This is a genomic window from Mesorhizobium sp. CO1-1-11 (assembly GCF_020164995.1).
GTDB lineage: Bacteria > Pseudomonadota > Alphaproteobacteria > Rhizobiales > Rhizobiaceae > Mesorhizobium > Mesorhizobium australicum.
Genome location: NZ_JAIUHE010000032.1, coordinates 1 through 26,098 on the forward strand (window position 1 = coordinate 1; position 26,098 = coordinate 26,098).

At 62.8% G+C, this 26,098-nt stretch carries 29 protein-coding genes, 2 pseudogenes and 1 riboswitch; of the genes and pseudogenes, 26 read left to right on the forward strand and 5 right to left on the reverse strand.

Annotated features, from left to right (window positions below; genetic code table 11):
* The first annotated feature begins 255 nt into the window (after positions 1-255).
* A complete protein-coding gene (locus LB554_RS27470; protein ID WP_140620672.1) occupies positions 256-684 on the forward strand; it encodes a DoxX family protein in 429 nt (142 codons plus the stop codon).
* Positions 685-732: 48 nt separating this feature from the next.
* On the opposite strand, the gene LB554_RS27475 is transcribed toward LB554_RS27470, so the two are convergent.
* The gene (locus LB554_RS27475; protein WP_015317041.1) at positions 733-1,038 is read right to left on the reverse strand and encodes a hypothetical protein; all 306 of its coding nucleotides are present in this window, start codon (positions 1,036-1,038) and stop codon (positions 733-735) included.
* A gap of 98 nt (positions 1,039-1,136) precedes the next feature.
* The gene (locus LB554_RS27480) at positions 1,137-1,391 is read right to left on the reverse strand and encodes a hypothetical protein (RefSeq protein ID WP_224531690.1); all 255 of its coding nucleotides are present in this window, start codon (positions 1,389-1,391) and stop codon (positions 1,137-1,139) included.
* Here LB554_RS27480 and LB554_RS27485 point away from each other — a divergent pair.
* From LB554_RS27485 to LB554_RS27495, 3 genes are all read left to right on the forward strand, one after another.
* Positions 1,390-1,557 (forward strand): hypothetical protein, encoded by a 168-nt coding sequence (locus LB554_RS27485; protein ID WP_181174002.1) that lies wholly within the window; start codon positions 1,390-1,392, stop codon positions 1,555-1,557. The two genes, LB554_RS27480 and LB554_RS27485, sit on opposite strands and share 2 nt — an antisense overlap.
* A gap of 154 nt (positions 1,558-1,711) precedes the next feature.
* Positions 1,712-2,086, forward strand: coding sequence for a hypothetical protein (locus LB554_RS27490; protein ID WP_224587951.1), 375 nt, complete (start codon positions 1,712-1,714; stop codon positions 2,084-2,086).
* A complete protein-coding gene (locus tag LB554_RS27495; RefSeq protein ID WP_224587952.1) occupies positions 2,079-2,408 on the forward strand; it encodes a hypothetical protein in 330 nt (109 codons plus the stop codon). The genes LB554_RS27490 and LB554_RS27495 overlap by 8 nt, the downstream gene beginning before the upstream one ends.
* Before the next feature lie 157 nt (positions 2,409-2,565).
* Here LB554_RS27495 and LB554_RS27500 read toward each other — a convergent pair whose 3' ends face one another.
* Complete coding sequence (locus tag LB554_RS27500; RefSeq protein ID WP_224587955.1) at positions 2,566-3,273, reverse strand: hypothetical protein; 708 nt, start codon at positions 3,271-3,273, stop codon at positions 2,566-2,568.
* Positions 3,274-3,470: 197 nt separating this feature from the next.
* Here LB554_RS27500 and LB554_RS27505 point away from each other — a divergent pair, with 197 nt between their 5' ends.
* The 3 genes from LB554_RS27505 to LB554_RS27520 all read left to right on the forward strand — a co-directional run bounded on the left by LB554_RS27505 (position 3,471) and on the right by LB554_RS27520 (position 7,101).
* The gene (locus tag LB554_RS27505) at positions 3,471-5,018 is read left to right on the forward strand and encodes a glycosyltransferase family 39 protein (protein ID WP_224587957.1); all 1,548 of its coding nucleotides are present in this window, start codon (positions 3,471-3,473) and stop codon (positions 5,016-5,018) included.
* Between the two features lie 173 nt (positions 5,019-5,191).
* The gene (gene msrA, locus LB554_RS27510; RefSeq protein WP_224587959.1) at positions 5,192-5,710 is read left to right on the forward strand and encodes a peptide-methionine (S)-S-oxide reductase MsrA; all 519 of its coding nucleotides are present in this window, start codon (positions 5,192-5,194) and stop codon (positions 5,708-5,710) included.
* Positions 5,711-6,048: 338 nt separating this feature from the next.
* On the forward strand, positions 6,049-7,101 hold the full coding sequence (locus LB554_RS27520) for a formyltransferase family protein (RefSeq protein ID WP_224587960.1): 1,053 nt from the start codon (positions 6,049-6,051) through the stop codon (positions 7,099-7,101).
* Between the two features lie 58 nt (positions 7,102-7,159).
* Here LB554_RS27520 and LB554_RS27525 read toward each other — a convergent pair whose 3' ends face one another.
* Positions 7,160-7,468: a hypothetical protein gene (locus tag LB554_RS27525; RefSeq protein WP_224587962.1), complete on the reverse strand. Its 309-nt coding sequence runs from the start codon at positions 7,466-7,468 to the stop codon at positions 7,160-7,162.
* A gap of 271 nt (positions 7,469-7,739) precedes the next feature.
* A riboswitch (TPP riboswitch) is annotated at positions 7,740-7,853 on the forward strand.
* Here LB554_RS27525 and LB554_RS27530 point away from each other — a divergent pair.
* The 11 genes and pseudogenes from LB554_RS27530 (at position 7,844) to LB554_RS27575 (ending at position 15,733) form a co-directional block, all read left to right on the forward strand.
* Entirely contained in the window at positions 7,844-8,452 is a 609-nt protein-coding gene (locus LB554_RS27530; RefSeq protein WP_224587965.1) for a Ykof family thiamine-binding protein, read from the forward strand. It overlaps the preceding riboswitch by 10 nt.
* Positions 8,415-9,278, forward strand: coding sequence for an ABC transporter permease (locus tag LB554_RS27535; protein WP_181173088.1), 864 nt, complete (start codon positions 8,415-8,417; stop codon positions 9,276-9,278). The genes LB554_RS27530 and LB554_RS27535 overlap by 38 nt, the downstream gene beginning before the upstream one ends.
* Complete coding sequence (locus LB554_RS27540) at positions 9,275-10,042, forward strand: ABC transporter ATP-binding protein (RefSeq protein WP_224587967.1); 768 nt, start codon at positions 9,275-9,277, stop codon at positions 10,040-10,042. Before LB554_RS27535 ends, LB554_RS27540 begins: the two co-directional genes overlap by 4 nt.
* Positions 10,035-11,051, forward strand: coding sequence for an ABC transporter substrate-binding protein (locus LB554_RS27545; protein ID WP_224587969.1), 1,017 nt, complete (start codon positions 10,035-10,037; stop codon positions 11,049-11,051). Before LB554_RS27540 ends, LB554_RS27545 begins: the two co-directional genes overlap by 8 nt.
* 252 nt (positions 11,052-11,303) lie before the next feature.
* The gene (locus LB554_RS27550) at positions 11,304-11,942 is read left to right on the forward strand and encodes a methyltransferase family protein (RefSeq protein ID WP_224587972.1); all 639 of its coding nucleotides are present in this window, start codon (positions 11,304-11,306) and stop codon (positions 11,940-11,942) included.
* 400 nt (positions 11,943-12,342) lie between these two features.
* A complete protein-coding gene (locus LB554_RS27555; RefSeq protein ID WP_015317055.1) occupies positions 12,343-12,987 on the forward strand; it encodes a hypothetical protein in 645 nt (214 codons plus the stop codon).
* A gap of 230 nt (positions 12,988-13,217) precedes the next feature.
* The gene (locus LB554_RS27560; protein WP_023769518.1) at positions 13,218-13,382 is read left to right on the forward strand and encodes a DUF3309 family protein; all 165 of its coding nucleotides are present in this window, start codon (positions 13,218-13,220) and stop codon (positions 13,380-13,382) included.
* Between the two features lie 231 nt (positions 13,383-13,613).
* A pseudogene (locus LB554_RS29570) lies at positions 13,614-13,788 on the forward strand (ABC transporter permease); the annotation flags it as partial.
* A 57-nt stretch (positions 13,789-13,845) separates the two neighbouring features.
* Positions 13,846-13,962: pseudogene (locus LB554_RS29575) on the forward strand (spermidine/putrescine ABC transporter ATP-binding protein); the annotation flags it as partial.
* A gap of 77 nt (positions 13,963-14,039) precedes the next feature.
* Positions 14,040-15,290 carry an aconitase X gene (locus tag LB554_RS27570; RefSeq protein ID WP_224587973.1) on the forward strand — a complete coding sequence of 417 codons (1,251 nt, stop codon included), beginning with the start codon at positions 14,040-14,042 and terminating at the stop codon, positions 15,288-15,290.
* Complete coding sequence (locus tag LB554_RS27575; RefSeq protein ID WP_224587974.1) at positions 15,287-15,733, forward strand: aconitase X swivel domain-containing protein; 447 nt, start codon at positions 15,287-15,289, stop codon at positions 15,731-15,733. The genes LB554_RS27570 and LB554_RS27575 overlap by 4 nt, the downstream gene beginning before the upstream one ends.
* Positions 15,734-15,889: 156 nt before the next feature.
* Here LB554_RS27575 and LB554_RS27580 read toward each other — a convergent pair whose 3' ends face one another.
* Positions 15,890-16,918 (reverse strand): LacI family DNA-binding transcriptional regulator, encoded by a 1,029-nt coding sequence (locus LB554_RS27580; RefSeq protein ID WP_140876241.1) that lies wholly within the window; start codon positions 16,916-16,918, stop codon positions 15,890-15,892.
* A 356-nt stretch (positions 16,919-17,274) separates the two neighbouring features.
* Between LB554_RS27580 and LB554_RS27585 the strand changes: the two genes are divergently transcribed.
* The 8 genes from LB554_RS27585 (at position 17,275) to LB554_RS27620 (ending at position 26,058) form a co-directional block, all read left to right on the forward strand.
* Positions 17,275-18,888: an extracellular solute-binding protein gene (locus tag LB554_RS27585; RefSeq protein ID WP_140620628.1), complete on the forward strand. Its 1,614-nt coding sequence runs from the start codon at positions 17,275-17,277 to the stop codon at positions 18,886-18,888.
* A gap of 82 nt (positions 18,889-18,970) precedes the next feature.
* A complete protein-coding gene (locus LB554_RS27590; protein WP_135882002.1) occupies positions 18,971-19,831 on the forward strand; it encodes a carbohydrate ABC transporter permease in 861 nt (286 codons plus the stop codon).
* The gene (locus LB554_RS27595; protein WP_224587975.1) at positions 19,828-20,787 is read left to right on the forward strand and encodes a carbohydrate ABC transporter permease; all 960 of its coding nucleotides are present in this window, start codon (positions 19,828-19,830) and stop codon (positions 20,785-20,787) included. The genes LB554_RS27590 and LB554_RS27595 overlap by 4 nt, the downstream gene beginning before the upstream one ends.
* The gene (locus LB554_RS27600; RefSeq protein ID WP_224587979.1) at positions 20,784-21,875 is read left to right on the forward strand and encodes an ABC transporter ATP-binding protein; all 1,092 of its coding nucleotides are present in this window, start codon (positions 20,784-20,786) and stop codon (positions 21,873-21,875) included. The genes LB554_RS27595 and LB554_RS27600 overlap by 4 nt, the downstream gene beginning before the upstream one ends.
* A 3-nt stretch (positions 21,876-21,878) precedes the next feature.
* On the forward strand, positions 21,879-22,949 hold the full coding sequence (locus LB554_RS27605; RefSeq protein ID WP_224587981.1) for an ABC transporter ATP-binding protein: 1,071 nt from the start codon (positions 21,879-21,881) through the stop codon (positions 22,947-22,949).
* A gap of 35 nt (positions 22,950-22,984) precedes the next feature.
* Positions 22,985-24,082 carry a Gfo/Idh/MocA family protein gene (locus tag LB554_RS27610; RefSeq protein ID WP_224587983.1) on the forward strand — a complete coding sequence of 366 codons (1,098 nt, stop codon included), beginning with the start codon at positions 22,985-22,987 and terminating at the stop codon, positions 24,080-24,082.
* Between the two features lie 61 nt (positions 24,083-24,143).
* Positions 24,144-25,058, forward strand: coding sequence for a sugar phosphate isomerase/epimerase family protein (locus LB554_RS27615; RefSeq protein ID WP_224587985.1), 915 nt, complete (start codon positions 24,144-24,146; stop codon positions 25,056-25,058).
* A 55-nt stretch (positions 25,059-25,113) separates the two neighbouring features.
* Positions 25,114-26,058: a substrate-binding domain-containing protein gene (locus tag LB554_RS27620; protein WP_140620622.1), complete on the forward strand. Its 945-nt coding sequence runs from the start codon at positions 25,114-25,116 to the stop codon at positions 26,056-26,058.
* Positions 26,059-26,098: the final 40 nt, after the last annotated feature.

Sequence of the window (26,098 nt, forward strand, 5' to 3'; positions counted from 1 at the left end):
CACCCATATCGTGCACCAGACATAGCTGTGCATTAGCCCCGGCTAACAATATCACGATCAGGGTTACGGACAAGTTTCAGGATCATTAAGAATTTCTAAAGCTGTGCCTGCCGGTAAGCGGTCTTGCTTCTTCCTTCGAGCGGTGCGCTGCCATAGCATCGGGCGTCAAACCGGAACCGGTGAAAATTTTTGCCCGGCATGTCGGATCGGCACATGGCGGTGCGTCCTTGGGGCTGATGAAGCTGGAGAACAACCATGTCGCCCCAAATCGCACAATCGCCGTGGCAGACCGCGGCCCTTCTCGTCGCCCGCCTGATCTTCGCCGCCGTCTTCCTGATGGCGGTGACCTTCAAGTTCCTGGGCATGGAGGCCACGGCGGGCTATATCGCGGCCGCGGGCTTTCCGTTCCCGCTCTTCCTGGCATGGTGCGCGGCAATCCTGGAGGTGGCCCTGGTGCTGTGTTTCCTCAGCGGCGCCTTCTTCACCCAAGCCGCCCTGGTCGCCGCCGCCTATGTGCTGTTCCTTGCCTTTGCCTTCCACGGACCCAGCCACTGGGCCGGCAACCAGGCCGAGTTCGGTTTCTTCGTCGACCATTTTTCGTTCCTGGCCGGACTGCTGTTCGCGGCGGTCCACGGACCTGGAAGAATTCTGGCGCTGAACCTGGGATGGCCGGGCAGGGCGTAATGAGCATGCCGGGGGCAGGGCACGAGGAGTCCGCCAGGGGCAGGGATCTCACATCTGATCGTTGTAGGGCTCCTTCATCTGGCCGACCATGCGGGCCAGCTTCGAGAAAGACGGCATGTCGGCCTCCGGCTGGCACTGGTTGGCGAGTTCCAGCAGCCGGATCGGAAAATTGACGGCGTCGCGGTTCGACGCCGACATGCCGTCCGATCGCTCCTCGCCGGTTTCCGACGCCTCGGCCTTGCGAAGCGCGATGTCGATCTCCTCCGACGTCAGCACCCCCTTTTTGACCAGGACGTGGTTGATCGAGGCGACGGCCATCAACAGGCCTTCGAGTTGCAGGTTGGCGACGTTCATGGATTTCTCCCTCCGTTGATCGCAGTGGAACGCATCAGCGGCGTTTCCGATCCGGCCGGCGTGCGGGAACCAGCGCGCCGATCGTGAGCGGTCAGGCGCTACTCCTGCGTCAGGCGCTCGCCATACTCGCGCCAAAGCGCCCTGACTTCCAGGCTGCCGAGGCGTGGGATCGAAGGGTCGCCGCAATCTATGGCGACGGTGCCGATGTCGTAATTGGGGTAAGCGTTGGCGACGAAGCGGATCGCTTCGCCAAGCGAGTGCACCCGGATGACCGGATCGGCCTGACCCTGGCCGGTGCTGCGCACACCGGAAACCGTGGCCGGAGCGTGCCGCATCCTGAAGACGGATGCCATGGCTGGTCTGTCCATCGTCCTCTCCCACAAGGCCGTGCGACGGGAATCATTCCATGAGCTGGCGCTGATGATTTCACAGGTGCCGGTTCATGAACAGCCGGATAAACGTCAGCCGCCGGGATCATGCCTCCCGGAGAAATATGAATTTTTTCCTATTTGGCATTGACCGGTGAGGGCAGCGATGCTATAAATCCATCCATGGTGCTGATTTGCGCCACCGACCCGCCGCCGAGGCGGGTTTTCTGTTTCTGGCCCTGGTTGGGCTGCCTGCCGATGCGGTGGCGCCGTAGAGCGCTGCTTCCGCGAGATGCGAGAATCCCATGCCCCGCTATGCCAGCATCATCACCGGCGATGACGGCCGCGAGATCGTCAGCGCCATCGGCGAATTCGAGGGCGCCGGCCCTGTGGCGCGCCTCGGCCGTGTCGAGGCGGTTGCGCCCGGCGTGCTGATCGGCATGGTGCGCGATGCGGCCGGTGGCTTCTGCTTTCCGCAGGCCGGTATCGGCGCACAGCTCGTAGATCTCGCCATGGCGCGGCTCAAGGCTGCAAGGCCTGTGGCGAGGCCCGCACAGGCCGCGAAGCCGAAGCGCGGAAAGGCCAGGAAGAAATCCGCCCGCTTGAAAAAGCGGGCCAGGCAGGCGCCGCCGAAGGCCGCCGCCGATGATGTCAATGTCGGGGCGCGGACCCATGACTGATGAAACCGGGCCGGCGCGCCGCAAGGCCAGGGCGGCAAGGCGCAAGCCTGCTGCCAGTCCGGTAGCCGCCAAGACGCCCCGGCCGAAGCGGACCAAGAAAACATTGGGCGACGATTTCCTGGCCGCCGTGCGGGCCGATTTTCTGGCGCATGGCGCCGGTGTCCTCGCCGAGGTGCGGACCGACAAGCCGGACCAGTATCTGAAGATCGTGCTGTCCGTGCTGCCCAAGGATTTCGGTGTCGCCGTCAACCAATTGGACGTCCTCTCGGATATTCTGTTCGAGGTGATCGTGCGGAAGTTCGGGCCAGCCCCAGAGGACTGACGGCCGGCCCTGCTTTGGGACCGGCACCTGACGGCTCGATCGAACCACAAGCCCGCCTTGGCTCACGCCAGGGCGGGCTTTCTTGCGTTTTCGGGCCGCTCATCGTTCACGGATACGAGGCCCGGCTCCTCTTCGGCGCAAGGTCGGAAAACCGTACTCAGGCCAGGATGTTGACGGCGCGGGCCGCGACCAGCGCGATCGTGAGCAGCGAGATCATCGCTTCCGCCATCATCAAAAGCTTGGCGCGCTGGGAAAGGGGCAAGGTGTCGGTTGGTGAAAACGCCGTCGCATTGGTGAAGGCGAGGAAGAAATAATCAACGAAGCCAGGCAGCCAGTCGCGGATCTCGCGATCGTCCAGGGTCATTTGCGGAAACAGAAAATCGGCATGGGCGCGTTTGACCAGTCCGCAGGTCGGCGGCCCGCCGCGATCGGTGCTCCAGAACCACAAGGCGAAGACGATGATGTTGGTGAGCCAGATGTTGAGCGCGTCGACGAGCAATGTCTGGCCGCTGCTGCCGGCATGTCCTGCCAGCAACACGCGCACCAGCAGCACCAGCGAACCGCAGTTCATGACGCTGACGACGCCGGTCATTACCAGGGCCGTTCTGCGGATCATGACGCGAAAACGGCCGACGAGATACCAGTGCTCTTCCTCGACCGCTTTCTGGGTGGCGACCTGCGTCCAGGCGGTGGCCACTGACAGGGGCACGAGCAGGGCGGCCTCCAGCGACGGCGCCAGCCAGCGCGGGCCGAACGAAAGATCGTTGATGACCAGAAGCTGCAGGCAGATGATGACGAGGACAGCCGCGCGCGCCAGCCAGAAGTCGAGCGCGCGTTGGTGGATGACGGCATGCTGGTGACGCATCGAATGTCCGGGATGCTGAAGTGGGATCAGGTGTGCGGGCTGTTTTGCCGGGGAGGGCAATAGAACGCCGAGATTCCCGCTCAATCTTGGTATTGCAATGGCGCACAAGTATACTTTTTTGTAAGCTTTGACCTTGGGGCTATTCGGCAAACCGGGCGATGTGATTTAAGCGCGGCATGGCGGGAATTGACGACTCCATGGATCGTTGGGTGCCGGCAGCACTGCCTGCCGTGGGCCTGGACTCGTCATTGGTCTGGTCCGCGCTGCTTCGGCACCCTTGGGGTTTGCTGGCACTTTTGTGCCTGGTGCAGATCCTGTGCTGGACCCTGGTGCCAACACTCATCGATCCCGCACCGCCCGGCGACGTCGTGGAAGGCTTCATGTGGGGCCGCGAATGGGTGCTTTTGACCTACAAGCATCCGCAACTCCCCGGCTGGCTGCTCGAGACCAGTCATCTCCTGACCGGATCGTTCCGCTGGCCGCAATATCTGCTGGCCCAGCTGACGATCTCGGCCACTTTCGTCCTGGTCTGCCTGCTGGCTCGCGACACGCTCGGCCGCGACAAAGCGCTGGCCGCCGTGCTTTTGATGCCGTCGGTCTATTTCTTCGGCTGGCCGACGCCGCAATTCAATCACGACTATGCGCAGATGCCGTTCTGGGCGGCGATCTGCTGGTTGCTGTGGCGCGCCAGCCGCGGCGGCGGGCCGGGCTGGTGGCTGGCGCTCGGATTGGTGTCGGGCGTCGGGCTCTACGCCAAGTTCTCCACCGGCTTGCTGCTTGCCTTCGGCGGCCTCTGGCTGCTGTGCGACCCACGTGCGCGCAGCCGGCTGGCGACACCCTGGCCATGGCTTGGCCTGGCTGTGTTTCTCGCCGTCGCCGCGCCGCTTGCCATCGCACTCTACCGCATCGATTTCCTGCCGTTGACCTATTTCGCCGGCCGCGATGCATGGGTGAGCGAGCATCGGGCGCGGCTCTATTATATCGGCGTCCAGATGGCCGGCCTTTCCGGCTTTCTCCTGGTGTTGGCGCTATCAGGGCTATTGCGGCGCTCACCAGCCCCGCAAGTGCCGGTCGAGCGCGACACGCTCGTCTATCTCTGCTGGATGGGGCTTGGGCCGGCGGCGCTGATCATGGTGGTCTCGTTGTTCACCGGCACCGGGGAAGCCTGGGGCGCGCCGATGTACAATCTTGTCGGCGTCGTCGCGCTCGCCTTTCTCGGTCACCGGCTCGGTGCCGTCGAGATGAGAAGGTTGGCGATCTGCGCCTTCATCTGCATCGTCGCCATGTCGGGCGCCTATGGGGCGATCCGATGGACGGACTGCAATGTGCGTGGACGCATGGACGCCGTCTGCTGGCCGGCGCGGCCGATCTCGGACGAGGCCGAGGCAATCTGGCACGCGGCGGCGCCGGGCCGGCTCGACATCGTCGGTGGCGACACCAATCTTGCCATGCTGGCTGGCCTCAACGCCTATGACAAGCCGTCTATCTTCACCGATCTCGATATGCGGTTTGCACCCTGGATCACGAGGCAGCGGTTGCGCGACCACGGCATGCTGATGGTCTGGTCGGGTCGTCACGTGCCGTCAAGGCTGCTGGCATGGGTGGACAATATCCCGGTCAAGACCGTTCTTTTCAACTGGTCGCGCGAGGCACCGCCGGTGGTGATCAGCTTTGCCGTCATTCCGCCCGGCACGCGATATCTGCCGGCTGCCGCCAGTAGCCGGACCCGGCATCCGCGCAGCTAGGGTGAGCGGCGACGTGCGATCCCATTCCCTATAATACAAGCGGACGGCCGCTCGTCTGACTGGACGAACCAGGCAACAATGCCCATTTATGGCGCTATCCAAGTTTGTTGCCGCGCAATTCCCGACGGAGAGCCGCTACACTTCCCCGGAATTGCCTTTTGAGGAGACGTGACATGGCGACTTCGAGTGAACGTGCAGTGCTTGCCGGCGGCTGCTTCTGGGGCATGCAGGATTTGATCCGGCGCTTCCCGGGAGTCCTTGCCACGCGTGTCGGCTACAGTGGCGGCGACGTGCCGAACGCTACCTATCGCAATCATGGCACGCATGCCGAAGCCATCGAGATCACCTTCGACCCGGCGAGAATCAGCTTTCGCCAGCTTCTGGAATTCTTCTTCCAGATACATGATCCGACGACGCGCAATCGCCAGGGAAACGATGTCGGCATGAGCTATCGCTCCGCAATCTACTACACCGATGAGGAGCAGAAGCGTGTGGCGGAGGACACCATCACCGATGTCGACGCCTCCGGCCTGTGGCCCGGCAAGGTCGTCACCGAACTTGCGCCGGCCGGAGCGTTCTGGGAGGCCGAACCCGAGCACCAGGACTATCTCGAGAAATATCCCAACGGCTACACCTGCCATTTCGTCAGACCAGGCTGGAAGCTGCCGGTTCGTGAAAAGGCGGTTTCATAAGGTTCACCAGCCGTTTTGGCAGCAGGTGGGATATAAACGCCCGTCGATTGCCAAGGATCATACGCATAGGGGCTGTTAGCCGCCGTGGCGGTTGACAGTTCGTTGCGTTGCTGGCCAACTGTGTGGGTTGATCGATCATCGGGGATGAGCATGAAGAAGATCTACGAAAAGCCGGTGTTGGTGAAGCGGGAAAGACTCTCAAGTGTTGCGGCGGGACCGCTTTCTTCCAAGGCAGCCTGACCGGCCAGGCCGGCTTTCGGGCCTGGCTGGCCGAGTTGTAACGGTGATCGAATTGCTGGCGCGGGCAGGCTACGTCTTGCCCCGCTGGGCTTGAGAAGATGATTTCTTCCGAACCCGCGGCCCGCGCCGGGCAACTCAATGCAATTTTCATCCTGGATGTTTCTGCTTATACCGGGCCGCTGCTTTCCGGATGGATCGAGGCGGGAAACCGTGTTGGTGCGATCATCGTGCCTGGTTTTCAACGCCCATCCAGAGGCTTCAGCATTGGCAATTTTCGGCGCAGGCTGAGGCGCCGGCTTTTGCTCAGGCGCCATCTCGGCAACACGCCGGTAAAGCTGATCGAATTCCGCCGGCCTTACGACTGGAACGAGCTTGCCCGGCAATTGCCTGACATCGCCGCGGATGTGCTGATCTGCTTCGCTTTCCCGACCTTGATCCCACAGCAGCTGCTCGACCTCTTTCCCAAGGGCGGGCTTAATTTTCATCCGGCGCTGCTGCCCAATTACCGGGGGCCACATCCTCTCCATCGTCTTGTCGCGGATGGCCAGCATGCCGTCCATGGCGGCGTGACACTGCATAAGATGTCGGCCAATTTCGACGACGGCGACATCCTCGGACAAGTGCCGTTCACCGAAGCAGACTGGAGGTCGCGGCGGGATATGGTGGACAGCGTGGCGAGCGCGATGCGCCGGTTGGTGCGTGAGGTGGCGCCAGCCTATTGCAAGAATCGGGTGTCGGGGATGCGGCAGCCAGCCGGTGATTTCGTCTGGGCTCGACTTGAGCGGGACCACATGGCGATTTTGTCCGACATGTCGATCGGGCACGTTGCCCGGATGTGGCACGTATTGGGCGCTAAACCCGGTATCTATCTGGATGTCGCCGGCCGCCAGGTCAGGCTGGCCTTCCAGGTCAGGCGACTGGGTCCGCCAACCGGAAAGGGTCCGGTAAGGCGATGGGGGACGGTGGAGTTCGATCTTGCCAACGGCCGGGTTCGGCACCTCACCTACGGGCGCCTGCTCAAACGGCTGATGAAAATATACGCCTCGTTCCCACGCCCCCGGGCCGGCAAACCGTACGCTGAATTAAGGGTCTTTGGCCGGGTGGGCAGTGAAGCGGCACCACAGCCGCCAGCGAGTAGTCGCGGACACTGAATCCCAATAGTGGGAACCGTGGAAACTGCGTCCGCGGTTCCCATATCGCGATGGCAAACTACTTTCCGCAGTTGTTGTCATTCACGGTCGGCGCGGTGGCGTTGCCGTTGGCGTCCGTCTGTGCACCCTGCGGGTTGGTCGGGCAATTCTTGTCCGCATTGGAATTCATGTCGCCCGGCGTGGTGGTCGTGCTGTTGGTCGCACCCGGATCGATCGTACTGGGTGAAGCCGGGGTGCTTGGGTCCACAGTGACGGACTTGCCGCTACCGCCGGACCCATCCGCGCCCGCCGCGCTATTGCTTTGCGCCATGGCGGATGTTGCAACGGCAATGGTGAAGGCCGAAGCCGCGAGGATTTTCATGAACATGATTTGTCTCCATTTTCTGTGAACTCGTCGCCGGGAACGGTGCACGGTTTCGCGGAAATCATGAACCGCTCAATCTCTTGTTTTGACACAATCCCGAACGGAAAATTGGTCCTGGAATCGCGTCCAGCGACTGGTGGGACAACCCCTCGGAATGGCGAAGGTTCCAGATTTCCGCGCCGGCGATGTCCAATTGCCCTGGAGCTCGGGCAATGCTTTAGCGCGGCTTGCCAAAAAAACAGCTTTCCCAACCGTCCGAATGATGCTTTAACGCGCCTATCCACAGGGGTGCTCCGTACGGTCGGGGCTGAGACGGGGGCGGCAAGCCCACAGACCCTAGAAGCTGATCTGGGTAATACCAGCGGAGCGAGGCGGGCGATGTTTTCAGGCGCACAGGTTTCCCTATATCCAATGGCCGACGATTTCGTCGGCATCATTCTGGGCGCGCTCGGCGCGCTCGATCCGTACCGCGATAAGCTCAGGATCGAGACCGACGACATTTCGACCTTGCTGGTCGGGCCCCCCGAGGTGTTATTCCCTGCGCTGCGCGACCTTTTCGTGGCCGCGTCTGGCAGCGGCAGGCATTGCGTGCTGTCAGCCACCGTTTCGCGTGGCTGCCCAGGCGAGCCGGATGACCCGATCTGCCGCTCCGACACGTTCGGCGGACCTGCCGGGCCACTCGGCCCGCGCAAGCAAGCCGCCATCACCGCAGTGCGCGGCGCGCCGGCCACTGGCCAGCCGGCGGCGGCGCAGTTCTCGCTCTATGTGATGGGCACTGACGACCACATGGACGAAATCTATGGCTGCATAGATTTCCTGAAGCAGTCCGGCGTCTACGATCGCTCCAAGAATTTCTGCACCAAGCTGCGCGGCGATGCCGGCGCGATCTTCTCGGCCCTCGATGAAGCCTTCTGCCGCTTCGGGCCCGGCGCCGGCCATGTAACCCTCGATGTCACGGTCTCGGCCAACAGTCCCACCGCCGTCTGAACCGCTCGTGGTCTCATCGTCATTCAACCCGCGTAACGTCGCGGGCTTCTTCGCAAAAACAGCGCCGGCCGTGATATCGATCGGTTTGGTGCTCGTGGCCTGGGAACTGTACGCAAACATTTCCGGCATCAAGCCGACGGTTCTGCCGGCGCCCTCGCGCGTCTTCGAACAGGCGATGCTCAATCGGGAAGCCTTGGTCGACAACGCCATTCCCACGGTCCGCGCCACGCTGATCGGTTTTGCCTGTTCGCTCAGTGCCGCCTTCGCCCTGTCGATGCTGGTCGACTTCTTCCAGCCTTTGCGGCGAGCGCTGTTTCCCATCTTCATAGTCAGCCAGACTTTGCCGCTGGTCGCCATCGCGCCATTGGTGGTGCTGTGGTTCGGCTTCGGGCTGGCGCCCAAGATCGTGCTGGTGGCGCTGGTCACCTTCTTCCCGATGCTGGTCGCGCTGGTACAGGGCTACGAGGCTACCGAGGTGGAGATCGGTCAGATGCTGCGTGCCATGGGAGCAGGGCGTTGGCGGGTCTTCATGCTGGCACGATTGCCTTCGGCGCTGCCTTATTTCTTCGCTGGCCTCAGGATATCCATCACCTATGCCGTCGTCGGCGCCATTTTCGCCGAATATGCAGGCGCGGCCAAAGGGCTGGGCATCTACATGCTCAACGCCAAGAACAATTTCCGTCCCGACCTGGTGCTCGCCGCCGTCTGCGTCAGCGCAGCGCTCACCCTTGTCCTGTTCGGGCTGACGATGCTGCTGCAGCGTCTTGCCATGCCCTGGGAACGAGCCGCTGGCAGGCAAGGCGCTGGAAAAGGTCCAGAAGCATGAGCCGGCTCGAATTGCGGCATGTTCGCAAGGCGTTTGGCGGGCTCGATGTGCTCGCCGACATTTCGCTTCGTGTCGATGCCGGCGAATTCGTCTCGATCCTTGGACCTTCGGGAGCCGGCAAGTCGACGCTGTTCCAGCTTCTGACCGGCGCCGAGCATGGCGAGGGTGAGATGTTCTTCGACGGCGTGCCGCTCGACGATCACGGCAGGCATTTCGCCTTCATGCCGCAGCGCGACGCGCTGATGCCGTGGCGGCGCATCCTCGACAACACCACGCTCGGACTCGAGGTGCAAGGCGTCAGCCGCAAGGCGGCACGGAAGCGTGTGGCTCCGCTGATTGCCGAGTTCGGCCTTGCCGGCTTCGAGTGGCACTTTCCAGCGCAGCTCTCGGGCGGCATGCGCCAGCGCACGGCGCTTTTACGTACCGTGGTGCAGGAACGCGATATGTTGCTGCTCGACGAGCCGTTCGGCGCGCTCGACGCACTAACCCGTGCGGCCCTGCAGCGCTGGCTCGAACAGATGTGGCGGCACCACCACTGGACGGCGTTGCTGATCACTCATGACGTGCGCGAAGCCCTGTTCCTGTCCGACCGCATCTATGTGCTGTCCGCGCGGCCTGCCCGGGTCGTGCGCGAGATCAAGGTGCCGCTGCCGCGCCCGCGCGATTCCGCCAGCGCGGCCACGCGGCAGGCCGGGGCACTCGAGGCCGAGATTCTCGACATTTTGCTCAACCTCCAGCCATCCGAAGGACATGACCATGATTGACTTGACGCGCAGGCAAGCCCTGCTGCTCACCCTTGCCGGCCGCCTACCGCTGATCACCGGATCGAGCCGTTCCTTCGCGGCAACGCGGACGGTCACGGTCGCCCTCGACTGGACGGTCAACACCAACCACATCGGCCTGTTCGTCGCCCGCGATAAGGGATTTTATCGGGAAGCCGGCATCGAGGTCGACATCCTGCCGTACAGCGATACCGGTGCCGGCACGCTTGTCGCCAACCATGTCGCCGATTTCGGGATCAACGGCACCATCAGCCTGTTCACCCAGAAGACCGCGGGGGCCGATCTGAAGGGCGTCTATGCCGTCGTGCAGTCCGAGACAGGCCGGCTGGTGTTCAATGCCGCGCGCAGCGAAATCAAAAGCCCGAAAGATCTGGATGGCCTGACCTATGGCGGTTTCGGCAGCGCCTGGGAGACCGCGCTGATCTCGACCATCATCCGTCACGACGGCGGCAAGGGCGATTTCGAGACGGTGACGCTGGGCACTTCCGCCTACGAGGCGCTGGCCAACGGTTCGGTCGACTTCACGCTGGAAGTGTCGACCTGGGAGGGCGTCGAAGCCGAACTCAGGGGCGTTAAGCAGCGCAGTTTCGTCTATGCCGACCATGGCGTCCCCGATGAGCACACCACGCTTATCTCTTCGAGCGAAGCGTATCTCCAGGCGAACCCCGAATTGTCGTCATCCTTCATCCAGGCAACGCGGCGCGGTTACCAATTCGCCGTCGATCATCCAGGGGAGGCCGCCACGCTGCTGATAGCCGCCAACAAGGATGCCCTGACGAATCCGGCCTTGGTCCACGCCTCGCTGAAGGCACTGCTCGAGGGCAATTATCTACGCGGGCAAAATGGTGCCATCGGGACGTTGGACCCTGCCAAGATGGAAGCGATCGGCAACTACCTCTTCGCCGCCGGCATTCTGCGCGACGCCGACGGTAAGGTTCTGCCGCAGAGCCCGGATTTCGCCAGGTATTTCAGCAACGCATTTCTGGGGTAGCTGGCCAATCCCTTAAGGAGAGGATCAACTCGGGCGAAACCCATTCCTGGCGATCCTCGAAGCGGAGACAATCTGCACGGCCGTGCCTTGTGTCTCTTTCGGCGGCGCCGTCGCCGTTTCTGATGCCGATATGATCTTCTCGGTTAACCACACGGCAATGGTTGCGTGCAAAGGTCCCTCCGAGGGATCATCGGGGTTCTTGCCTTGCTTGCACCAAAAAGCGAAACGCTTCCGCGCGTCAACCAGGGCGGGATGATATCCGAAGCGCGCAAGCGCGAGATCCTGGCCGACTTGCGCGAAGGCTTCTTTCGCATTTGTGCGCTCGCATGCGCCGCGCTGTTTGTGTACCGGGGCGTGTATCACTTCGTGCAGGATCCCACCCGGTTCAATATCGCGCTCGTGGCGGTTTCCGAGACGCTCACATTTACCTGGCTGCTGCTGTCGCGGCGGCCGGTGACGCGTGACTGGAGCCCGCTTGCGGTAGTCGCTTCGGTGACCGCCAGTTTTGGTGTCGCCTTGATCACCATGGAACCGGGCATCCCCATCATCCCCATCTATGTCGCCGCGCCGCTGCAGTTCCTGGCACTGTGGTTCGTCATCTGGGGAAAGCTGTCGCTGGGTCGTTCCTTTGCCATCCTGCCCGCCAATCGCGGCGTGATGACCGGCGGCGCCTACCGCCTGGTGCGGCACCCGATCTATGCCGGTTACCTTACCGGCCATGTCCTTTACCTGCTGTCGGCCTTTTCCTTCTACAATCTCGCCGTCTATGCGGTTATCACCTATCTGCAGGTGTACCGCATTCTGCGCGAGGAGGCCTTGCTTGCCGCGGAACCGGAGTACCGCTCTTATATGGAGCGCGTGCGCTATAGGCTGTTTTACCGGATATTCTGAAGGCCAGACTGCGAGAGTGGCCGGTCCTGTTTGATCCAGAGTTGGCCAACAGGGCTCCTTAGCGGCTAGTGGTCCGGAACTGCTCCGCAGGTGAGGTGCTGTATCCTGGCTGTTCGGTAGCAAGCAGCCTGGCACCAAATCATCGGCTCTCCAACAGCTGGCTCTAAATCGTTTTTTCTCGTAAACTTCTCAAAATATAGACATTGCAAACGTCTGCCATTGGATATTTTCTACAAGTATATTATATTTTTATTATCATCATCGCTTTCTTGTTTCGACAGTTAATACCATGCCGCTCACATGTATAGCGTGAATTGAAACTCAAAACTCTCTTCGACGTAGTTGCCATCGCAATCGGCTGCATGCCGACTGCCTAGCGCAACGACAACAGGAGAGTGTTATGGCCTTTACCATCAAGACAGTCGCCAGTGTGTTGGCGGGTAGTGCAATAGTCTTGGTTCTGTCCGTGCCAGCAAACGCAGCAGGTCTTGGCGTCGGTGTCGGCGCCTCGGTTGGCGGTAGCGGCGGTGTCAATGCCGGTGTCGGCGCCTCGGTCGGCGGCGGTGGCGGCATCAATGCCGGCGTCGGTGCCTCGGTCGGCGGCAGCGGTGGCGTCAATGCCGGAGCCGGCGCCAATGTCGGCGGCTCGAGGGGCGTCAGCGCCGGGCTCGGCGCGTCGGTCGGCGGCAGCAATGGCGTCAATGCAGGAGCCGGCGCCAATATCGGTGGTTCGGGCGGCATCAACGCCGGGCTCGGTGCCAATGTTGGCGGAACGGGTGGCATCAATGCGGGGCTTGGCGCCAGTGTTGGCGGCGCCGGTGGCATTGGTGTCGGCGCGGGCATCGGCAACGGCACCAATCCCAGCAATCCGTCCAACCCGAACAACCCATCCAATCCCAATCACCCCAACGTTCCGGGTGTCGTGGCCCAGATGTCAAGCTCGCAGGTGACGCGCATGAAGAAGCGCTGCGTCGATGTCCTCAGCAGCGAAGGGACCTATGACCGCGACTTGCGGCAGCTCTGCCTGCTGATCGCACGCCGCTGAGGCTGAGGGAGGTTGCGGAACCAGCCGTAGGCCTGACCGCACTCTCCTGGCCTCCGGCCGGTTGGAAAGCCCGCCGTCCAGGCGGGCTTTCTGCGTTGCGGGCTGTGTGTTCCGTAGCCGCAATAGTCCAGCGGAACGCCAGCCCCTCTAAAACGTTCATACCTTGCGACATCCGAAATGGCGCGATGTTGAACCAGCGCGAAAGCGCGCATTCAGGAGCAGGGAAGGCCATGGGTCTCGGAACGATACTTATCATTATTCTAATCCTCGCGCTGCTCGGCGGCTTCAGCGGTCTGGGCGGTGGCCCGTTCTACGGAACCGGTTACTATGGCGGTGGCGGTCTCGGACTTGTGTTGATCATCGTCATCATCCTTGTCGTCCTGGGACGCATCTAGCCGGCTCCTCTTGTGTCGCCGGCGTCGCGGTCCCGTGAGCGAACCCGCGCCGGCGTGCACTGGAATGTGATGGAAGCAGGCCGGCTTGTGATCATGCGCCCCGCAGGACGGCTGTATGGTGATTGCGGTCCACACCCCCCGTGGAAACAAGAGGAGAGGGTCCCACCCCTTCATCCTCCTCCAAGGCCCGCCCCGGTTCCCGGAGCGGGCTTTCGTTCTTCTGCAAAGCGATTGCCTTCGGTCTTTCTGCCGCTCTCGGCCACGGTCTTTTTTCTCCGTCATGACCGACCTGCCGCTGACGGGAAAGCCGTGGGCGTTCACGCTGGGCAATTACGCCGCCTTCTTCTCGCAGAATCTCTATCTGACGCTGCTGCCGGCTTCACTCCGCCTCGGTCTCGAGGTGACGGGCTATCGACGACTCGCTGATCGAAGCCGGGCGCTCGCTCGGCCTCGCGGCTGCGCCGGCCAGACGTTGAAAGTCATCGTCCAAAATACTGGCGCCGACAGGCTGGTGGAAGGTCAGGATGTGGTGCTGCGCTGGTCGCCGGAGAGCACAGTGCTGATTGCGGCGGCGGGCTGATCGTCGTTTCGGCTCTTGCCAGACCGCTGACAATGAGGAACGCATAGCCGGGCCCAAGTTAAGCCCGGAGCACCTTGATGACGCTTGACCTGACGGCCCGCGACCAATCCATGCTCGATGGCGAGCAAGGCCCAGCCGCGGCCGCCGCCATGAAAATCCTCGTCGCCTTCTCCAACGCGGTTGGGGCCGGCAGCCTGCTCGACATCTCAGGCGCCCATATCGATGGCTGTCTCTATCACGGCAAGGCAGGGCTCGATTTCGTCGAGCGGCTGGTCGAGGGAAGCGGACGTGTCCGGGTGCCGACGACGCTCAATGTCGGGTCGTTCGACCTTATTCATCCCGGCATGGTCAAGATGCCGGCGGCTGAAGAAATGCCGGCGCGGCGGTTGATGACGGCGCATCTGGAACTTGGCTGCCAGGCCACATTCACCTGTGCCCCCTACCAGACGCGGTTCCGGCCTGAATTCGGCCAGCAGATCGCCTGGGGCGAGTCCAATGCCATCGTTTTCGCCAATTCGGTGATCGGCGCTCGCACCAACCGCTATGGCGATTTCATCGACCTGTGCTGTGCCATGACGGGTCGCGCACCGGGCTGGGGCCTGCATCTCAGCGAGAACCGGCGCGGCCGCATCCTGTTCGAGCTGGATGTTGCCGACGGGGAGCCGAGCGACAGCCTGTTCGTCGGCGTCGGGCTGATCATCGGGCAAGCGAGCGGCGATCGCGTTCCGGTCATATCGGGCCTGCCGCGGCCACGCGACGAGGACCAGCTGAAGGCGCTTGGCGCGGCGGCGGCGACGACGGGCGCGGTGGCGCTGTTCCACGCGGTCGGCATCACGCCGGAAGCGGGAACACTCGACGAGGCGTTCCATGGACAAGCGCCGGAGGCAACGATCCGCATCACGCGCGCCGATATCGGTCAAGCGCTGGCCAGGCTGTCGCGCGTACCCGACGGGACGCCGCTGGCGGCCGTGTCGCTGGGCACCCCGCATTTCTCGCATGAGGAATGGATGCGCCTGCTGCCGTTGCTGCGTGCGGTGGCGCCGGGCAGGGGCATCCCGATCTATGTCAACACCGGCCGCGCGACGCTGACACGATTGCAGGAGGAGGGGGCATTGGCTGGCATGGAGGCGTTCGGCCTGGTCCCGGTCGCTGACACCTGCACCTATGTCACCTCGATTCTCGAGCGTCTCGACGGCGTCGTGATGACCAATTCCGGCAAATGGGCGCATTATGCGCCGGGCAATATCGGCGTGACCGTCGCCTTCGCCGAGATGCAGGACTGCATCCGCTCCGCCGCCGCAGGGCACGTCGTGCGGGGCGCCTCATGACGCGGTCGATTGAAGTGAAGGTCGTTGAAAGAGCCGGCACATTCCAACTGGCCGGTGCCGCCGAGGGCGCGGCGCTGGTGTTCTCGCAACCGCTCAGCTTCTGGGGCGGCATAGACGCCGAGACCGGCGACATAACGGATCATTCGCACCCAGGCCTTGGCCAGAATGTCTCCGGCAAGATACTGGTCATGCCGAGCGGGCGAGGGTCCTCGTCTTCTTCCTCTGTCTTGGCCGAGGCAATCCGCAGGGGCACGGCGCCGGCCGGCATTCTTCTGGAACGGCCGGACCCGATCCTTGCCGTTGGCGCCATCGTCGCCGAGTTCCTCTACGCGATCAGCATGCCGCTGGTGGTTTGCGGGATTTCGGAGATTGTTTCCGGTGATCGGATAGCGATCGATGTGGGCGGTGATGGCGGGGCGATTGTCCGCAAGGTCAGGAAATGAGCACGCGCTGATAGGGTGAGCGCTGCATCCGGCTGCCGCCTGCCTCTAGGACGCGCCAACCTACCGGCCGATCAGGCCTGTCATTACTCCAAATGATCTAACCGACACCGCCTAAATCCTTGTTTTGTGCGTGCCGAGCCAAGTGCTGCGCGCGCCTCAAATCTCCGGGATGTTCTCCTTGAAGATCACCTGCAGCCTCGGCTGGTGCAATTCATAGGGGAGGCCCCGGACGGCGTGGGTCAGGATGTTGAGCGCCTCACGGGCTTCGACGCGCGGGTTCTGGTCGATGACGGCGTCGAGCGTGCCGTCGAGCAGCAGTTCCTTGGTGCCGTCCGTCGCCTCGTGGCCGAGGAAAACCATGGATTGCGCACGGCCGCGTTCCTTCAGCGCACGCGCTATGCCGGTGTTGCCGGCGCCGACATTGTAGATCGCGGCAAGGTCGGGGTGGCGTTCCAGAAGGGCTGACGCCTCCGAATAGGCCTTTTCGCGGTCGTCGAGCATTTCGCGCATCTCGACGATCTCCAGATTGGGCGATTCCTCGGTCAGTATGTGCCGGAAGCCCATCTCGCGTTCCTCGTGGCCGCGATAGGACAGCGAGCCTGCAAACAGCGCCACCTTGCCGGGGCTGCCTGAGCCCATAAAACGGTTGAGCAGATAGCCGGCCAGCCGCCCGGCGGCGCGGTTGTCGATGCCGATATAGGCAACCCTTGGCACATGCAGGATGTCGGAGGCGATGGTCACCACCTTGACGTCGTTGGCCGATAGCGAGCGGATCGCCTCGCGCACCGTCGGATGGTCGAGCGCGATGACGCCGACGCCTTGCGTCTGGCCGCGCAAATCCTGCAGCAGGCGGGCGAGCCGGTCGGGATTGAAGCCCTCTATGGTGGCGATATGGACGTCGAGATCGGGGCGCGCCAGGGCTTGTGCCTCGATGTGGCGGTGCAGCATCTTGATGAAGGAATTGGTGCCGGCCGGCAGCGCGAAGTCGAGCCGGATGACCTCGCCGGGCACCGGCCTGGGCGGCGCCCCGTTCGGGCCTTCGGCGATGTAGCCGAGGCGCTGCGCCATTTCGAGCACGATCTCGCGTGTGCGCGCCCGCACGCCGGGGCGATTGTTGAGCACGCGGTCGACGGTGGCGGCGGAGACGCCGGCTTCCCGGGCTATGTCGGTCAGGGTGGAACGCACCGTCTCATCTCCTCAATGCATCAGGAATGACGCAGTGCCGGCTGGCGGTTGATTGCGCCCAACGCCCCGCGATCCGCGATTCTGATGGGAAATGATGTATCCGGCCTTGGCCGATGCGCAAGCCGCCAAGCTAAATCAACTCGTCCGGCACGATCGTGTCGGAAAGGGAGATCACATTTCCCATCAAATCGACGCATGCGGAGCGGTCTATGAACCTCGGTATGACGCATTTCCTCGCCTCTATGCGACGTTGTGATGTATTTTGATTATTAATGATGTTGACAGCCTTCCGATCCTGCCGTCAATATCCCTCATGGGCTCGTGGAGGAAACATTGAGCCTGAGGGAGGAATTCCAATGTCTGATCTGATCCGCATCTCGCGGCGCCGGTTGCTGGCGTCCGGAGGAAAGGCGGCGGTGTTCGTGGCCGCTGCAGGTATCGCTCCGCAATTCATTCGTCCCGGCCGCGCCTTCGCCGCCGATGCGCTCGCGCCTGGCATGATCGGCGGTCCGACGGGCTTCGATGGAGCCGAACGTTATCAATACGGTCCCGACACACCGGAGGGCCGCGCCATTGAGGCCGCCAAGGCTTTGAAGGGCGCCGGCAAGGCGCCGGCCAAGATCGTGCTTGGCCTGTCGGACGGCTCGATCGGCCAGCTCACCCAGCCTTTTCCGGCCGGGGCGCCGTCGATCAAGGAGCTGTGGGAAAAAGAAACCGGGATCCCGATCGAGATCGTCGGCCTGCCGAACGGCCAGGAATTCACCAAAACCATGCAGGACATCTCCACCAAGGGTGGGGCCTACGACATCTATTCGACCGAGTGGAATCGCCTTGGCGATCTCGCCGAGACCGGCGGCATCGCCAAGCTCGACGACTTCGTCGCCCAGTACAAACCCGAATGGGACGATCCCAAGACCGGCTATGTCGACGGCGCCAAGGGTGTATCGCTGCTCAACAAATATCGCGGCTCCAACTATGGCGTGTCGTTGGACGGCGACTTCCAAACCTGGGTCTATCGGACCGATCTGTTTGGTGACGAAGCCGAGAAGAAGGCCTTCAAGGACAAATACGGCTACGATCTGGCGCCGCCGAAAACCTGGAAGCAGCACGGCGATATCGCCGCCTTCTTCCAGCGTCCGGACAAGGGCCTTTTCGGCTCCACCGACCTGCGCAACCAGGGCTGGGGCTACACCAACTGGTATCAGCGCTATGTGTCGATGGCCTCGCCCAACCAGTTTCTGTTCGGCGACGACGGCAAGCCGCTGATCAATTCCGAGCATGGCATCGCCGCCACCAACGAATATGTCGAATCGCTGGTCCATCATTCGCCGGACGCGATCTCGTGGGGCTGGCCGGAGCAGTACGGCAATTTCGCCAAGGGCGGCGCGGCGATGACCTGTGCCTTCTCCAACCTGCCGAAATTCCTCGACAATGCCGGCAACAAGGACTCCAAGGTCACCGGCAAGATCGGCACGATGCTGCCGCCCGGCCGCGAGATCGACGGCAAACTGATCAGCCGCTCGGTATTGTGGTTCTCACTGACCGGCATGGTCTCGTCGCAGTCGAAAAACCAGGAGGTCGCCTATCTCCTGCTGCAATGGCTGGGCTCGGCCCGCATCTATGCCTGGATGAGCGCCAACCCCGGCGGCTATCTCGATCCGTTCCGGCTTTCGGATTTCTCCGATCCGCTGGTGCGCCAGACCTACCACGCCTATCACATGGACGTGGTGCGCGAGACGGTCGCCCGCACGGTGCCGACCATCAACTATCCCGGTGCCACCGCTTTCCACAACGCGCTGGACGAAAACCTGATGGCCTCGCTGACCAAGGCCAAGACGTCGGAGCAGGCGATGGCCGACACGGAAGCCGAGTGGAAAAAGATCGCCCGGCGCATTGGCGAGGACAAATTGCTCGAAGCCATCAGGACCAACAAGGAGGCATGGCCGACCGTTCTCGATCCGATCAGCTGATCCATCTCCCTGGATCAAAGCCGGAGGGGAGGAGCATCTGCTCTTCCCCTCCGCAACCGACGCCACCAACAAAAGCAGCCAGATGAAGCGTTCCGTCCCCTTCCAGATATTCCGCTACGCCGCGATCCTCGCGGCGATGGCCGTCACGCTGGTGCCGATCCTGTGGATGGTGTCGATGGCCTTCAAGCCGATCGCCGAATGGTCGGCGACGGGTGCGGACCTGACATGGTGGCCGAAGAACCCGACGCTCAGCAATTTCCAGTTCGTGTTCGGCGAGTCCACCAACAATCTGATCGTCGCGCTCGACCGCACCGCGCTGAAGCCGATCCTGTCGTCGCTTCTGTCGGCGGTGTTCGGCACCGCGATCGCCATGTCGGCCGGCACAGCCGCCGCCTATGGCCTGTCGCGCTTCGGCTCCGGCCAGAACCTGCCGCTGGCGCTGATTCAGCTCAGGCTGTTTCCGCCGATGGCCGTCATGATCCCTGTGATGATCATGTGGGCCTTCCTCAACTTCACCGACAGCTGGTGGGGGCTGGCGCTGATCTACGGCATCGTCACGCTGCCGTTTGCTTTCTGGCTGATGAAGACCTTCTTCGACGACATGCCGCGCGAGATCGAGGAGGCCGCCTTGGTCGAGGGTTGCTCGCGGCTGCGCGTCTTCACCCGCATCACCTTGCCGATGATGCGCGCTCCGTTGGCGAGTGCTGCCCTCTTCGTCTTCATCCTCAACTGGTCGGACTATCTGATCGCGCTGCTGCTCACGACGCGCGAATGGGTGACGATCCCCGTCTACATGGCCTCGCTGTCATCGTCGATGACCGGCCAGCTCTATGGCGCAAAGGCCGCACTCGGGCTGATCGCGGCGGTGCCGCCGGTGATCATGGGCATCGCCATCCAGCGCCATCTGGTGCGCGGGCTCACTTTCGGAGCGCTCAAGCAATGAGCGCGGTGGTTGCGACGATTTCGGAGGGTGAGATGGACGCGGCCCGCGCAAAGCCGGCGCTGCGCGACGAAGGCACGCGGCTGGGCTTTCGCCTGACCTTGCCGGCGCAGATCCTGGTGCTGTTCATCTCGGCCTTTCCGCTCTTGATGCAGCTCTACATCAGCGTCACCGACTGGTCGCCACTCTCGGGCCTCGGCTGGTGGAACGCCTGGGAGATGTGGAACAGCTTCGCCAATTACACCGACCTTGCCGCCGACGCGCGCTTCTGGAGCGCGCTGAAGCGCACGGTCATCGTGATGGTCGTCTGCGTGCCGGCCGAATTCCTGTTAGGCTTGGCGCTGGCGACGCTGTTCGCCGACGATTTTCCGGGCAAGCGCATCTTCTATTCGATCCTGCTGATGCCGATGATGGTGGTGCCGGCGGTGGCCGGCTACATGTTCTTCATGCTGTTCCAGTCCGGCGGCCCGGTGAACGACATCCTGTCGGCAATCACGGGCACGCAAGTCACCATTGCCTGGCTGTCGGATCCGACACTGGCGCTGATCGCGGTGATGATCGCCGACATCTGGCAGTGGACGCCGCTGATGTTCCTGATCCTGCTCGCCGGCCTCGTCGGTGTGCCGGAGGACCAGATCAAGGCGGCAACGCTGCTCGGCGCCAATCCCTGGCAACGCTTTACCACCATCGTGCTGCCGAAGATGAAGACGATCATCATCATCGCGCTGGCGATAAGGGTGATCGAGAACTTCAAGATCTTCGACACCCTGTACATCATGACCGGCGGCGGCCCCGGCGTCGCTACCGAAACGATCTCCGTTTATATCTACAAGGTCACCACGCAGGACCTGATCTGGGGCTATGTCGCGGCGATCGCGCTCGCCATTCTGGTCGTGCTCTCCATCGTCGCCGTGTTCGCGATGAAGCGCATGGCGGGGGCAAGGCAGGTGGCGGCATGAGCACGATCCAACTCAAGCACCTCACCAAGGCATTCGGCGACTTCACGGCGCTGAAGACCATGGACCTCGACATCGCCGATGGCGAGTTCATGGCTCTGCTGGGGCCTTCAGGCTGCGGCAAGTCGACGACGATGAACATGATTGCCGGAATGGAAGAGCCGACCAGCGGCAAGATCCTGTTTGGCGAGCGCGACATGGCCGGCGTGCCGATGGGCCGGCGCGGGGTTGGCTTCGTGTTCCAGAACTACGCGATCTTCACCCATATGACGGTGCGCCAGAACCTTGCATACGGGCCAAGGATGCGTGGCGCCGCCACGGTCGAGATCGACCGTCGCGTCGGCATGATTGCCGAGCTGCTGCAACTGACGCCGCTGCTAGACCGCAAGGCCGACCGGCTGTCGGTCAACATACTGCAGCGCGTGGCGATCGGCCGCTCGGCAATCATGGAGCCGGCGATCTTTCTGCTCGACGAGCCGCTGTCCAATGTCGATGCCGCCTTCCGCGCGGTGATGCGCACCGAGCTGAAACAGCTGCAGCGCCAATTCAAGCAGACCATGGTCTACGTCACGCACGACCAGCTGGAAGCCATGACCATGGCCGACCGTATCGCGGTCATGGACCACGGCGTGCTGCAGCAGGTCGGCACGCCGCTCGAGGTCTACAACAATCCGGCCAATGTCTTCGTCGCCCGCTTCATCGGCGCGCCGGGCATGAACCTGCTCAAGGGCCGACCTGCGGAGAGCGACCGGGGTCTGGTCGTCGATCTCGGGGCGCTGGGCATCACGCCACCCTTGCCGGACGAGCTGGCGGCGGCCATGCGTGGCGCACGCGGCGAGGTGCTCTACGGCTTTCGGCCGGAACAGGTGACCCTGGCGGAGAATGGACGCGGGCTTGCCATGCCTGTCACTTTCGTCGAGCGCATCGGCGCGCGCACCATCGTGCACCTCGGCCAGGGCGACGGTGCCGTGAAAGCGGTCTTCGACAATGATGTCGGGCTGTCGATAGGGCAAACCGCGGTCGTCGCACCCGCAGCGTCGTCAGTGCGGGTCTTCGACGCCGTTAGCGGCTTTGCCATGAGAGCGGGTTGAGCCATGGCCGACATCGTCTTCCGCAATGTCACGAAACGCTACGGCACGACGCTCGCCGTCGACGACGCCTCGTTCACTGTCACCGACAACGAGTTCTTCTGCTTCTTCGGGCCGCCGCTGTCGGGCAAGTCGACAATCCTGCGCCTGGTGCTCGGGCTGGAGACGCCGGATGCCGGCGAAATCCTCATCGGTGGCAAGCCGGTCAACACGGTGTCGCCAGCCGAGCGCAACGTCGCCATGGTGTTCCAGAACCTGGCACTGTTCCCGCATATGAGCGCGCTCGACAATGTCCGTTTCCCGCTGGTCGAGCGCCGGGTCGCCGAGGTCGATATCAAACGGCGCGTCGCCGATGTCGCGGCCAAGCTGCATATCGGCCATATCCTGCACAAGCCGCCGGCACAGCTTTCGGGCGGCGAGCGGCAGCGGGTGGCGATCGCCCGCGCGCTGGTGCGCGACCCCAACGCCTATCTGATGGACGATCCGATCTCGGCGCTGGACGCGCGGCTGCGCGAGGAAACGCGCGTCGAACTGAAGCGCATCCAGCGCGAGCTCGGCAAGACGCTGATCTATGTCACGCACGACCAGGAAGAGGCGATGTCGATTGCCGACCGCATCGCCATACTGGAAAGCGGAAGGATCCGGCAGATCGGCGCGCCGGCCGAGATCTACGATCGCCCGGCCAGTACCTACGTGGCGCGGCTGCTGGGTTCGCCTGTCATGAACATCCTCAAATCCGTTCAAGGCGAGGGCGGCATCGAGGCCGCCGAAGGCGCGATCAGCATCGCCGATCGCACGGCTCCGGCCGACGCCGTCGAGATCGGGCTGAGGCCGGAGGATATCAAGGTCAGACCCTGGAGCGACACCGAGAAGGCGAGCCCCGGCCGCCCGGCGCGGGTGTTCGAGGTCGAGCCGCTTGGCGGCTATACCGTGGTGACACTCGCCGCCGGGCAAGCGCGGCTGAAGGCTTTGCTGCGCGGCCAGCCTGACATCAGGCCGGACGCGATGGTGGCGATATCCTGCGAGCCGGCACGCGTGCATTATTTCGGACAGGGCGGAGGCGCGTTGGCAAGATGAATGCGGCCGCAAGGACAGGATTTCGGGAGGAAGGCATGACAGGCAAGGGCTTCGAGCCGGACGTGAAGGTCCGCACGAAGGAATATCGGATCGGCTGCGTCGGCGCCGGCATGATCATGGCCGAATGCCATCTGGCCGCCTACAAGGAGGTCGGTTTTCCGGTCGTGGCGATCGCCTCGCGTACCAAGGCGAATGCGCAAAAGGTCGCCGACCGTTGGGGCATCCCGACCGTCCACGACACCCCGGAACAGCTGATCGAGGATGCCAATGTCGAGATCATCGACCTCGCGTTTCCGCCGGACCAGCAGCCGGCGCTGATCCGGCATGCGCTGAAGCAGAAGCACATCAAGGCGATCCTGGCCCAAAAGCCGCTGGCCCTGTCGGTCGAGGAAGCCGTCAAGCTGCGCGACGAGGCGGCGAAGGCCGGCAAGATCCTCTCGGTCAACCAGAACATGCGCTACGACCAGTCGATGCGCGTGTTGAAGCAGATCATCGACAGCGGCGCGCTGGGAGACATCGTCTTCGCGCAGATCGACATGCACGCCATTCCGCACTGGCAGACCTTCCTTCAGGGCTACGACCGGCTGACGCTTGCCAATATGAGCGTGCATCACCTTGACGTGCTGCGCTTCCTGTTTGGCGATCCCGATGAGATCACGACGCTGACGCGCAAGGATCCGCGCACGACATTCGACCATTCCGACGGCATCACCGTCTCGACGCTGCGCTTCCCGTCGGGTGTGCTCGCTGTCTCGCTGGAGGATGTGTGGTCCGGTCCGCGCCAGCAGGGCTACAAGGACGACCAGCACATCAACTGGCGCGTCGACGGCACCAAGGGCGTTGCCAAGGGCACGATCGGCTGGCCGACGGGTGCCGCCTCGACGCTGACCTATGCGTCCTCCGAAACGACCGGCGGCGAGTGGGTCACTCCAAGCTGGGAGACGATGTGGTTCCCGCATGCCTTCATCGGCGTGATGGAGCAGCTGCAGCACGCCGTGAAGACCGGTACGCCGCCGGCGCTCACCGTTGCCGACAACGTCAAGACCATGGCGCTGGTCGAGGCGGGCTATCGCTCGATGGCATCGGGCCGCACGGTCAAGCTTTCCGAAATCTCCACAAACGCAATCAGCTGAAAATCGCTGGCAACTGAAAATCGCAGACAACTGAATCGCTTACAGGGAGGAATTCAAGATCATGATGCAGGCAGGTATTTTCACGGGCTATTTCCCGTACGGCCTCGAAGAGACGGCAAAGAAGATCCGCGGGCTCGGTTTCAACACGGTCCAACTCGACCTGCATTTCAGGGATGTCGATCTCTCGGCCGGGCAGATCACCAAGGACAAGGCCAGGAAGGTGCGCGACGTCTTCCGCGACCACAATTTGCCGGTCTGCTGCGTGTCGGGCTACACCAACATCATCCATCCCGACAAGGCCGAGCGCGACAAGCGCGTCGGTTATCTCAAGGAGATCATCCGCAATGCGCGCGAGTTCGGCAGCCCTTACGTGATCTCGGAGACCGGCACCTACAACACTGACTCCGACTGGGTGCATCACCCCAAGAACAAGACCGAGGAAGGTTTTGAGGAATGCCGCAAGGTCATCGCCGATCTTGCCCAGACGGCTTACGACCATGGCGCGGTCTTCCTGCTCGAAACCTATGTCAACAACGTCGTCGGCTCGGTCGAGGAGACGGTGAAGATGTTCGCGCAGGTCGACCATCCAGGCCTTGGCCTGCTGATGGACCCGACCAATTATTTCGAGACGCACAACATCGACCGGATGGACCAGATCCTGAACCAGGTGTTCGACACGCTGACCGACAAGATCAGAATAGCGCATGCCAAGGACGTCAAGCGCTCAGGCGATGACAAGTCGGAGAAGCACGCCGACATCGGCGATGCCGACGCGATGGAAAGCCATACGTTCCGCGGGGTTGGCGAAATCGAACTGCCGGCGCCCGGCCTTGGCTCGCTGAACTACGACCTCTACCTCCAGCGGCTGGCCGAAAAGCATCCGAACATACCGGTGATCATCGAGCATCTGTCGGAAGACGACGTGCCGCGCGCCAAGACATTCCTCGACGGGAAATTCCGCGCCAACGGCCTGTGACGGCTAGCCGCGCCACCAGTGCACGGCGGCGCGGCTTCAAACAAGGGAGGAAAGAATGTTGAAATTCGCATTGAAATTGGCGGCCGCCGCGACAGTGCTCGCCGGCGTCGCCCTTGGCACGGCGGCGCAGGCGCAGGACGGCCAGAAGACCTTCTATCTCTTGTCGCATGGCGGTCCGTCGGATGCGTTCTGGATCGACTGGAACGCCGGTGCGACCAAGGCCTGCGACCAGCTCAAGGTAACCTGCAAGATTTCCTTCAGCGGCGGCGACATGGCGGCGCAGAAGGAAGCCTTCAACTCGGCGCTTGCCGCAAAGCCCGACGGCATCGCCACCACGTCGGCGCAGCCGGGCCTGTGGACGGAGGAGGTGAAAGCAGCCAAGGCGGCTGGCATCCCGATCGTGTTCTTCAACACCGACGATCCGGCGACAGGGCGGCAGGCCTATGTCGGCGCGGACCTGAAAGAAGCGGGTGTCATCTGGGCCAAATATCTGGTCGACCACAAGATGGTGAAGCAGGGCGACAAGGTTTTCCTGCCGGTCGAGGTTCCCGGCGCCAGTTACCAGCAGCTCGAGACCGAGGGCATCGCCAGCGTTTTCGATCCCTTGGGGATCAAATATGACGTGGTCGATTGCGGCACCGATCCGGCTGGCATCATCGCCAAGATGACCGACTACATGGTCGCCAACAATCCGCCGGCGATCATCGCGCTCGGCGATTCCGTTGCCGCCAGCGTCAAGCGCGTGTTCGATGGCGCCGGCGTGCCGGCGGGCAAGATCCCCGTCGTCGGCTGGGGCAATTCGAAGGAGACGGCACAAGCCGTCAAGGACGGCTTCGTCAATGCCGCCGCCTGGCAATATCCCTCTGCGCAAGGCTTCATGCCGGTGGCGCTGCTCGGGCTTGCCGCGTCAGGCGAGCCGATCGGCTACGACATCCACACTTTCGGTCTCTACGACGCCTCCAGCGTCGACCCGATCCTGAAGCTTTACGACAAGAAATGAGAAAAACAGCGCCCGCCGGAAAAGCGGCGGGCGTCTTTTC

Excerpts from the sequence above, each read along its gene's own strand:
- LB554_RS27470 (WP_140620672.1), top strand. The coding sequence starts at position 256 with ATGTCGCCCCAAATCGCACAATCGCCGTGGCAGACCGCGGCCCTTCTC.
- LB554_RS27475 (WP_015317041.1), bottom strand. The coding sequence starts at position 1,038 with ATGAACGTCGCCAACCTGCAACTCGAAGGCCTGTTGATGGCCGTCGCC.
- LB554_RS27485 (WP_181174002.1), top strand. The coding sequence starts at position 1,390 with ATGGCTGGTCTGTCCATCGTCCTCTCCCACAAGGCCGTGCGACGGGAA.
- LB554_RS27480 (WP_224531690.1), bottom strand. The coding sequence starts at position 1,391 with ATGGCATCCGTCTTCAGGATGCGGCACGCTCCGGCCACGGTTTCCGGT.
- LB554_RS27490 (WP_224587951.1), top strand. The coding sequence starts at position 1,712 with ATGCCCCGCTATGCCAGCATCATCACCGGCGATGACGGCCGCGAGATC.
- LB554_RS27495 (WP_224587952.1), top strand. The coding sequence starts at position 2,079 with ATGACTGATGAAACCGGGCCGGCGCGCCGCAAGGCCAGGGCGGCAAGG.
- LB554_RS27500 (WP_224587955.1), bottom strand. The coding sequence starts at position 3,273 with ATGCGTCACCAGCATGCCGTCATCCACCAACGCGCGCTCGACTTCTGG.
- LB554_RS27505 (WP_224587957.1), top strand. The coding sequence starts at position 3,471 with ATGGATCGTTGGGTGCCGGCAGCACTGCCTGCCGTGGGCCTGGACTCG.
- msrA (WP_224587959.1), top strand. The coding sequence starts at position 5,192 with ATGGCGACTTCGAGTGAACGTGCAGTGCTTGCCGGCGGCTGCTTCTGG.
- LB554_RS27520 (WP_224587960.1), top strand. The coding sequence starts at position 6,049 with ATGATTTCTTCCGAACCCGCGGCCCGCGCCGGGCAACTCAATGCAATT.
- LB554_RS27525 (WP_224587962.1), bottom strand. The coding sequence starts at position 7,468 with ATGTTCATGAAAATCCTCGCGGCTTCGGCCTTCACCATTGCCGTTGCA.
- LB554_RS27530 (WP_224587965.1), top strand. The coding sequence starts at position 7,844 with ATGTTTTCAGGCGCACAGGTTTCCCTATATCCAATGGCCGACGATTTC.
- LB554_RS27535 (WP_181173088.1), top strand. The coding sequence starts at position 8,415 with ATGTCACGGTCTCGGCCAACAGTCCCACCGCCGTCTGAACCGCTCGTG.
- LB554_RS27540 (WP_224587967.1), top strand. The coding sequence starts at position 9,275 with ATGAGCCGGCTCGAATTGCGGCATGTTCGCAAGGCGTTTGGCGGGCTC.
- LB554_RS27545 (WP_224587969.1), top strand. The coding sequence starts at position 10,035 with ATGATTGACTTGACGCGCAGGCAAGCCCTGCTGCTCACCCTTGCCGGC.
- LB554_RS27550 (WP_224587972.1), top strand. The coding sequence starts at position 11,304 with ATGATATCCGAAGCGCGCAAGCGCGAGATCCTGGCCGACTTGCGCGAA.
- LB554_RS27555 (WP_015317055.1), top strand. The coding sequence starts at position 12,343 with ATGGCCTTTACCATCAAGACAGTCGCCAGTGTGTTGGCGGGTAGTGCA.
- LB554_RS27560 (WP_023769518.1), top strand. The coding sequence starts at position 13,218 with ATGGGTCTCGGAACGATACTTATCATTATTCTAATCCTCGCGCTGCTC.
- LB554_RS27570 (WP_224587973.1), top strand. The coding sequence starts at position 14,040 with ATGACGCTTGACCTGACGGCCCGCGACCAATCCATGCTCGATGGCGAG.
- LB554_RS27575 (WP_224587974.1), top strand. The coding sequence starts at position 15,287 with ATGACGCGGTCGATTGAAGTGAAGGTCGTTGAAAGAGCCGGCACATTC.
- LB554_RS27585 (WP_140620628.1), top strand. The coding sequence starts at position 17,275 with ATGTCTGATCTGATCCGCATCTCGCGGCGCCGGTTGCTGGCGTCCGGA.
- LB554_RS27590 (WP_135882002.1), top strand. The coding sequence starts at position 18,971 with ATGAAGCGTTCCGTCCCCTTCCAGATATTCCGCTACGCCGCGATCCTC.
- LB554_RS27595 (WP_224587975.1), top strand. The coding sequence starts at position 19,828 with ATGAGCGCGGTGGTTGCGACGATTTCGGAGGGTGAGATGGACGCGGCC.
- LB554_RS27600 (WP_224587979.1), top strand. The coding sequence starts at position 20,784 with ATGAGCACGATCCAACTCAAGCACCTCACCAAGGCATTCGGCGACTTC.
- LB554_RS27605 (WP_224587981.1), top strand. The coding sequence starts at position 21,879 with ATGGCCGACATCGTCTTCCGCAATGTCACGAAACGCTACGGCACGACG.
- LB554_RS27610 (WP_224587983.1), top strand. The coding sequence starts at position 22,985 with ATGACAGGCAAGGGCTTCGAGCCGGACGTGAAGGTCCGCACGAAGGAA.
- LB554_RS27615 (WP_224587985.1), top strand. The coding sequence starts at position 24,144 with ATGATGCAGGCAGGTATTTTCACGGGCTATTTCCCGTACGGCCTCGAA.
- LB554_RS27620 (WP_140620622.1), top strand. The coding sequence starts at position 25,114 with ATGTTGAAATTCGCATTGAAATTGGCGGCCGCCGCGACAGTGCTCGCC.